The sequence below is a fragment of the Rhodococcus sp. EPR-134 genome, from assembly GCF_001647205.1.
Lineage (GTDB): Bacteria > Actinomycetota > Actinomycetes > Mycobacteriales > Mycobacteriaceae > Rhodococcus_F > Rhodococcus_F qingshengii.
Genome location: NZ_LVCT01000034.1, coordinates 1 through 6,695 on the forward strand (window position 1 = coordinate 1; position 6,695 = coordinate 6,695).

Annotated in this window: 5 protein-coding genes; 3 read left to right on the plus strand and 2 right to left on the minus strand. The window is 64.5% G+C overall.

Annotated elements, in window-relative coordinates; all coding sequences use genetic code 11:
• The first annotated feature begins 309 nt into the window (after positions 1-309).
• From A2J01_RS01510 to rsmA, 3 genes are read left to right on the plus strand one after another with little or no spacing between them, the layout of a single operon-like run.
• Complete coding sequence (locus tag A2J01_RS01510) at positions 310-1,434, plus strand: resuscitation-promoting factor (RefSeq protein WP_042921286.1); 1,125 nt, start codon at positions 310-312, stop codon at positions 1,432-1,434.
• A gap of 31 nt (positions 1,435-1,465) precedes the next feature.
• A complete protein-coding gene (locus A2J01_RS01515; protein WP_064111632.1) occupies positions 1,466-2,593 on the plus strand; it encodes a resuscitation-promoting factor in 1,128 nt (375 codons plus the stop codon).
• A gap of 9 nt (positions 2,594-2,602) precedes the next feature.
• Complete coding sequence (rsmA, locus tag A2J01_RS01520) at positions 2,603-3,502, plus strand: 16S rRNA (adenine(1518)-N(6)/adenine(1519)-N(6))-dimethyltransferase RsmA (RefSeq protein WP_003946263.1); 900 nt, start codon at positions 2,603-2,605, stop codon at positions 3,500-3,502.
• A gap of 59 nt (positions 3,503-3,561) precedes the next feature.
• Here rsmA and A2J01_RS01525 read toward each other — a convergent pair whose 3' ends face one another.
• Entirely contained in the window at positions 3,562-5,823 is a 2,262-nt protein-coding gene (locus A2J01_RS01525; protein WP_064111634.1) for a heavy metal translocating P-type ATPase, read from the minus strand.
• Positions 5,823-6,695 (minus strand): hypothetical protein (locus A2J01_RS01530; protein WP_064111636.1); only part of this gene is annotated, 873 nt, incomplete at its 5' end. The genes A2J01_RS01525 and A2J01_RS01530, both read right to left, overlap by 1 nt.

A 6,695-nucleotide genomic window follows, 5' to 3' on the forward strand; every position in this document is an offset into this window, starting at 1 on the left:
CTGCGATCAGCGCCAGCAGGATGGCCAGGATCGGCCACCTGGCATTACGTGGTCTGTCGAATCTTCTTCGCACTATCGCCCAGCTTTCTTCTGTCGCGCCCGGGATCGCCGGACTGCTTTGAACCAGACGAGAACATACTGCGCCCAGAGCTGAATCGATACACGGGTATCGGAGCCGGAAAGTGCAGAACACACGACACGCCGTTGCCGTTCCGTGACAAAAGTCGCATTTCGTTGTGATTTGGTTGCCGATACAACGCTCGGTCGTTACCGTATTGTGATCGAACGTCGTCTGCCTTGGGATTTCCTGTGTCGCCTTTTGCCAAGATCAACTCCACGAAGTCACCACTTCTCTATTCAGTGGTGGGTGCGTTGCTTCTGACGCTCATCGTCGGGGGTGCGCTCGCCGTGGTTCGGCACAAGACGATCACCCTCGACGTCGACGGCGACATGATTTCGCTGTCCACGATGTCGAGCAGCGTCGGTACCGCTCTCGAGGACGCCGGATACCCGGTCGATCCCAAGGACGCGCTCGCACCCAGTGCCGATTCCTCCCTGTCCGATGGCGATACCGTCGTACTACGCCGTGCCCGTGAGTTGGCTCTGACCGTCGACGGTCAGCCGACCACCATCTGGACCACCGCATTGACGGTCGACGAGGCATTGAAGCAGGTAGATGTTTCCGACGACTTCGCAGTCTCGGCTTCGCGCTCGCATCGTCTGCCGCTCGAACGGACCGAGCTCGACGTCGTCAGCCCGAAGACCGTCAGCGTCAGCGACGGTGGTGCTCCGGCGGCGGAGGTCAAGCTCGCCGCCGTGACCGTCGGCGATCTTCTCGCGGCCAAGAATGCGCCGCTCGAGCAGGCCGACTCGGTGGTTCCCACCGCCGACACACCCGTTACCAACGGCCTGACCATCCAGGTCACTCGCGACCGCACGGACACTCGCGTCGAGACGCAGCCGATCGCGCCGCCGGAGAACAAGGTCGAGGATCCCGAGCTGGAGAAGGACAAGACCGTCGTCGAGAACCCGGGTGTTCCGGGTGAGCGCACGGCCACCGTCGAGGTCAAGACCGTCAACGGTGTCGAGGCCGGACGCACGGAACTGTCCGCGACCGTGATCAAGGAACCGGTCGCAGCAGTGGTGAAGGTCGGTACCAAGCAGGCTTCCGCTCCCGCTGTGTCCAACGCGTCGACGTGGGATGCCATTGCTCAGTGCGAGGCGACCGGAAACTGGGCCATCAACACCGGCAACGGTTTCTACGGAGGACTTCAGTTCACCCAGAGCACCTGGGAAGCATTCGGCGGCGGTCAGTACGCAGCTCGCGCCGACCTCGCATCACGTGAACAGCAGATCGCGATCGGCGAGAAAGTCCGCGCCGGTCAGGGCTGGGGTGCTTGGCCGTCCTGCACCAGCAAATTGGGCCTGCGCTGACGCGCTCACACCTCACAGAACACAGGAACCGATGTCACCGTTCGCCAAGATCAACTCGACCAGGTCGCCGTTGTTGTACTCGGCGATCGCCGCTCTTCTCCTGACGGTTCTCGTGGGTGGTGTTCTGGCCGTCGTCCGGCACAAGACCATCACTCTCGATGTCGACGGTGAGCAGATTCGCCTGAGCACCATGTCGACCAACGTCGACGGCGCTCTCGAGGACGCGGGTTACCCGATCGGTGACAAGGATGCAGTTGCTCCCGCGGCCGACGCTTCGCTGTCCGACGGCGACACCGTGGTGCTCCGTCGTGCCCGTGAGATCACGCTGACGGTCGACGGTCAGCCGCAGAAGCTCTGGACCACTGCCTTGACCGTCGACGACGCGTTGAAGCAGTTGGACGTCGCGGCGGATGTGCACGTGTCGGCTTCGCGCTCGCAGCGTCTTCCGCTGGACGGCGCCGCGCTCGACGTGCTGACACCGGTCGTCGCAAAACTGGTCGACGGCGCAAACGCGGCAGCAGACGTGCGTATCGCGGCGCCGACGGTCGGGGAGTTCCTTACCGCCAACGGCACTCCGCTCGAGCAGTCGGACACGGTGGTTCCCGCCGCCGACGCTCCACTGACCGAGGGCCTGGAGGTCACGGTGACGCGCAACCGCACCGAGAACAAGATCGAGACCTTGCCGCTCGATCCGCCGGATCAGCGCATCGAGGATCCGACGATGAACCAGAGTCGCACGATCGTCGAGAACCCGGGCGTGCCCGGCGTGCGTGACGTGACGTTCGCCGTGAATCTCGTCAACGGTGTCGAAGCCGGACGTACCCAGGTCTCGGAGACGATCACCACACCGGCGCAGCCGAAGGTCGTGCGTGTCGGAACGAAGCCGGGCACCGAGGTGCCGCCCGTGGAGAACGGTTCGACGTGGGATGCGCTCGCACAGTGCGAGGCCACCGGTAACTGGGCCATCAACACCGGCAACGGTTTCTACGGCGGCGTGCAGTTCGATCAGAACACCTGGGAACGACAGGGCGGGTTGAAGTATGCGCCCCGCGCCGACCTCGCCACCCGTGAAGAACAGATCGCGATTGCGACACAGACCCAGCGCACTCAGGGCTGGGGCGCATGGCCGTCGTGCTCGGGTCGCCTCGGACTGGGATAAGTTCTACTGGTGTCAGACGCCGAACAATCGAACGAACCCATCGCTACTCCGCGCGGGCAGGCAGCCCTGCTCGGTCCGGTCGAGGTGCGCGCTCTTGCCGAGGAATTCGGTGTCCGGCCCACGAAACAGTTGGGGCAGAACTTCGTTCACGACGCCAATACCGTGAGGCGCATCGTCACCACGGCAGGCGTGACACGTGACGACGTCGTTCTCGAGGTAGGGCCTGGTCTCGGTTCGCTGACGATGGCGCTGATGGACGTCGTCGATCGGGTCATCGCGGTCGAGATCGATCCCAACCTCGCGGCTCGCCTCCCGAAGACGGTGGCCGAGCGAGCGCCGGAGCTTGCCGATCGACTGACCGTCGTCGAAGCGGACGCGATGCGTGTGCTGCCTTCACAGATTCCCGGCGAGCCGACCGCGCTGGTCGCGAACCTGCCGTACAACGTCGCGGTGCCGGTGCTGTTGCACCTGTTCGCGTCGCTTCCGAGTCTGCGGACCGCACTCGTGATGGTGCAAGCCGAGGTTGCCGATCGCCTGGCGGCTGATCCGGGAAGCAAGATCTACGGCGTTCCCAGCGTCAAGGCCAACTTCTTCGGCGAGGTTCGCCGCGCCGGTGCCGTCGGACGCAACGTGTTCTGGCCGGTGCCGAAGGTGGAATCAGGTCTGGTTCGTATCGACCGGTATGCGGAGCCGCCGTGGCCGATGGACGAGAAGCACCGCAAGCAGGTTTTTGCGGCGATCGACGCCGCGTTCGCACAGCGCCGCAAGACTTTGCGTGCCGCTCTCAGCGGTTGGGCAGGTTCGCCTGCCGAGGCCGAACGACGGCTCCTCGCTGCCGGTATCGAGCCTCAGACGCGTGGTGAGATGCTCGACGCAGCAGCCTTCGTTCGGCTGGCTGGAGGCGAATAGCCCCGTGCGCGGTTAAGGAGTGCAGGGACTCCCTAACCGCGCACAGGGGGCTTGCCCCCTTATTTGAACCGCCGCAACCTCAGGCTGTTGCTCACCACGAACACACTGCTGAATGCCATTGCGGCACCGGCGAGCATCGGGTTGAGCAGGCCGGCCGCAGCCAGCGGGATCGCAGCCGTGTTGTAGGCGAATGCCCAGAACAGGTTGCCCTTGATGGTCGTGAGCGTCTTGCGGGACAGTCGAATTGCATCGGCTGCCGACCGCAGGTCACCTCGCACCAGAGTGATGTCGCTGGCCTCGATCGCAACGTCGGTACCCGTGCCCATCGCCAGGCCGAGATCGGCCTGAGCCAGGGCTGCCGCGTCGTTCACGCCGTCGCCGACCATGGCCACGACGCGTCCTTCCGCTTGCAGTTTCTTGACGGCGTCGACCTTGTCCGCAGGCATGACCTCGGCGAAGACGGTGCTGATCCCGACCTGATCCGCGACAGTGCGAGCAACGGTGGCGTTGTCACCGGTCAGCAGAACCGGTTCGAGGCCGAGTGCTTTCAACTGCGCGATTGCTTCGGCGCTCGTGTCCTTGACCGCGTCGGCGATCACGAGGATGCCGTGCGCCTTGCCGTCCCAGCCCACCGCGATTGCGGTGCGCCCGGCCTTCTCTGCTGCAGCCTTAGCCTCGCGGAGATTTTCCGGCAACGGCATCGACCAGTCGGCGAGCAGCGCGTCTCGGCCCGCGACGACTGCGTGACCGTCGACCATTCCCTGCACGCCGCGCCCGGCGACGTTCACGAAATCCTCGACCGTAGGCAATTCGCCCACGGCTTCGGTCGCACCCTTCGCGATCGCTGCGGCGATGGGGTGCTCGGAGCGATGTTCGAGTGCGCCCGCCAGCCGAAGGACCTCGTCGACGGTTGTTCCTTCGCCCACCACGGTGTCCAGCAATGTCATCTGACCGGTGGTGACGGTTCCCGTCTTGTCGAGCACGACGGTGTCGACTGCGCGCGTCGATTCGAGCACCTCGGGTCCCTTGATGAGGATTCCCATCTGAGCTCCGCGACCCGTGCCCACCAACAGGGCTGTGGGCGTTGCCAATCCGAGGGCACAGGGGCACGCGATGATCAGCACGGCGACCGCAGCGGTGAAGGCCATCTCGATGGGGTTACCGGTACCGAGCCAGTAGCCCAGTGTCGCAACGGCAATCGCGATGACGACCGGTACGAAGATACCGGCGATCCGATCGGCGAGGCGCTGAACTTCGGCCTTGCCGTTCTGGGCGTCTTCGACCAGTGCCGCCATCTGGGCGAGTTGGGTGTCGCTCCCGACCCGGGTTGCCTCGACGGTCAAGGTTCCACCGACGTTGACGGTGGCGCCGACGACAGTGTCCCCGACACCGACTTCCTCAGGCACGGATTCACCCGTCAACATGCTCATGTCGACGGCTGAGCGGCCCTCGGTGATGATGCCGTCGGTGGCGATCTTCTCGCCGGGCCGGACGATGAAGGAGTCGCCCGCTGCCAGTTCTTCGGCGGGGATTCGTACTTCGACGCCGTTGCGCAATACCGCGACGTCTTTCGCACCGAGTTCCATGAGTGCGCGTAGTGCGGCGCCGGACGTGCGCTTGGACTTGTGCTCGAAGTAGCGTCCGGCCAGCACGAACGTGATGACGCCCGCGGCAACTTCGAGGTAGATGTTGGCGCTGCCGTCCATCCGGTCGACCGTCAACCGGAAGGCGTGCTTCATACCGGCTTCGCCCGCAGTGCCGAAGAACAGTGCGTAGAGCGACCAGACGAAGGCCGAGATGGTGCCCAGCGAGATGAGCGTGTCCATCGTGGCCGCGCCGTGACGCAGGTTCACCCAGGCAGCCCGGTGGAAGGGGAGGGCCGCCCACACGATGACCGGTGCGGCCAGCGTGAGGGAGAGCCACTGCCAGTTGTCGAATTGCAGCGCAGGAATCATTGCCATAGCGATGACCGGCACGGAGAGAAGAGTCGAGATGATCAGGCGGGTACGAAGCTCGCGCAGATCACGATCCTGCGGGGTTTCCGCATCCGGGTCGACGGTGTCCGGCGCGCTGGGCGGCTTGGGGAGCGCGGCGGAATAACCGGCGTTCTCGACGGCAGTGACCAGATCTTCGACGGGTACCCCGTCCGGGAAGGTGACCTTGGCCTTCTCAGTCGCGTAGTTGACAGTGGCTGTGACGCCGTCGATCTTGTTGAGCTTCTTCTCGATTCGTGACGCGCAGGAGGCGCAGGTCATCCCGGTGATCGCGAGTTCGACGCTGCTCGAGTTGGCAGCATTGTCGACCGCAGTCGGTGACGTCATCAGTGCCCTCCCTCGTGATTGTCTGGAACTGAAGCTGTGGAAGTGCCTGCATCAACAGTGAATTCGGCGGTCCGAACCACGCCCTCGTGCTGGAAGTCGAGGAACAGTCGGTATGTGCCTTCGCTCGGTGCCTGTGCGTGGAAGGAAATGTCCGGACCAGGAGCTGTGACGCCGTCGCCTGGCTCGCCTTCGGGGTGCACGTGCAGGTAGGCGAGGTCGCCGGTGCGCAGGGCAACGAGGTGACCGAAGGCACCGAGGTACGGATCGAGATCGGTGACCGGGGCCCCGTCGCGAGCAACGCTCAGCGTGATCGGGCCGCCGGCAGTGGTCAGATCACCGTCGAGAGTCACGGTGTATCCGTCGACGGTTGCGGTCGCGCTCTTCGCAGGTAGCGGCGCAGGAGTGAATTCGCCTGCCACGTCGAAGTTTCGGCCGAGTGTCAGTTGGGTGCCGTCGGTGGGATCGAAGTCCGCGAAGACTCGGTAGGTGCCGGCGGCGGGCCAGGCCCAGTCGATCGACCAGGTGCCGTCTGCAGCGAGGGACGGATGTACGTGGCGGAATTCGCTGGTGTCGTTTCGGACGACAATGAGGTGGAGTTTCTTCTCGTGCAGGAGGTCGAAATCGACGACGGGCGTGTTGGTGTCGTCGAGAATCCGGAAGGTCAAGGTTCCCGGCTCCCCAGCTCGACCGGGTGCGGTCACATCGGTGAGTGTGTATCCGCCGGAAGAGACTTCGAGTCCTGCAGGTGTTGCCGAATCCATGCCTGGCATCGATTCTGTGGTTGATTCGTGGGTGCTGTGCTGGGTGGTGGACATGTCTATCGGGCTTCCGATTGCGGCCCCCACGCCGAGGGCGGCGCCGAAGACGGCGAC

Coding starts and splice junctions, on each gene's coding strand:
- A2J01_RS01515 (WP_064111632.1), top strand. CDS start 1,466: ATGTCACCGTTCGCCAAGATCAACTCGACCAGGTCGCCGTTGTTGTAC.
- A2J01_RS01525 (WP_064111634.1), bottom strand. CDS start 5,823: ATGACGTCACCGACTGCGGTCGACAATGCTGCCAACTCGAGCAGCGTC.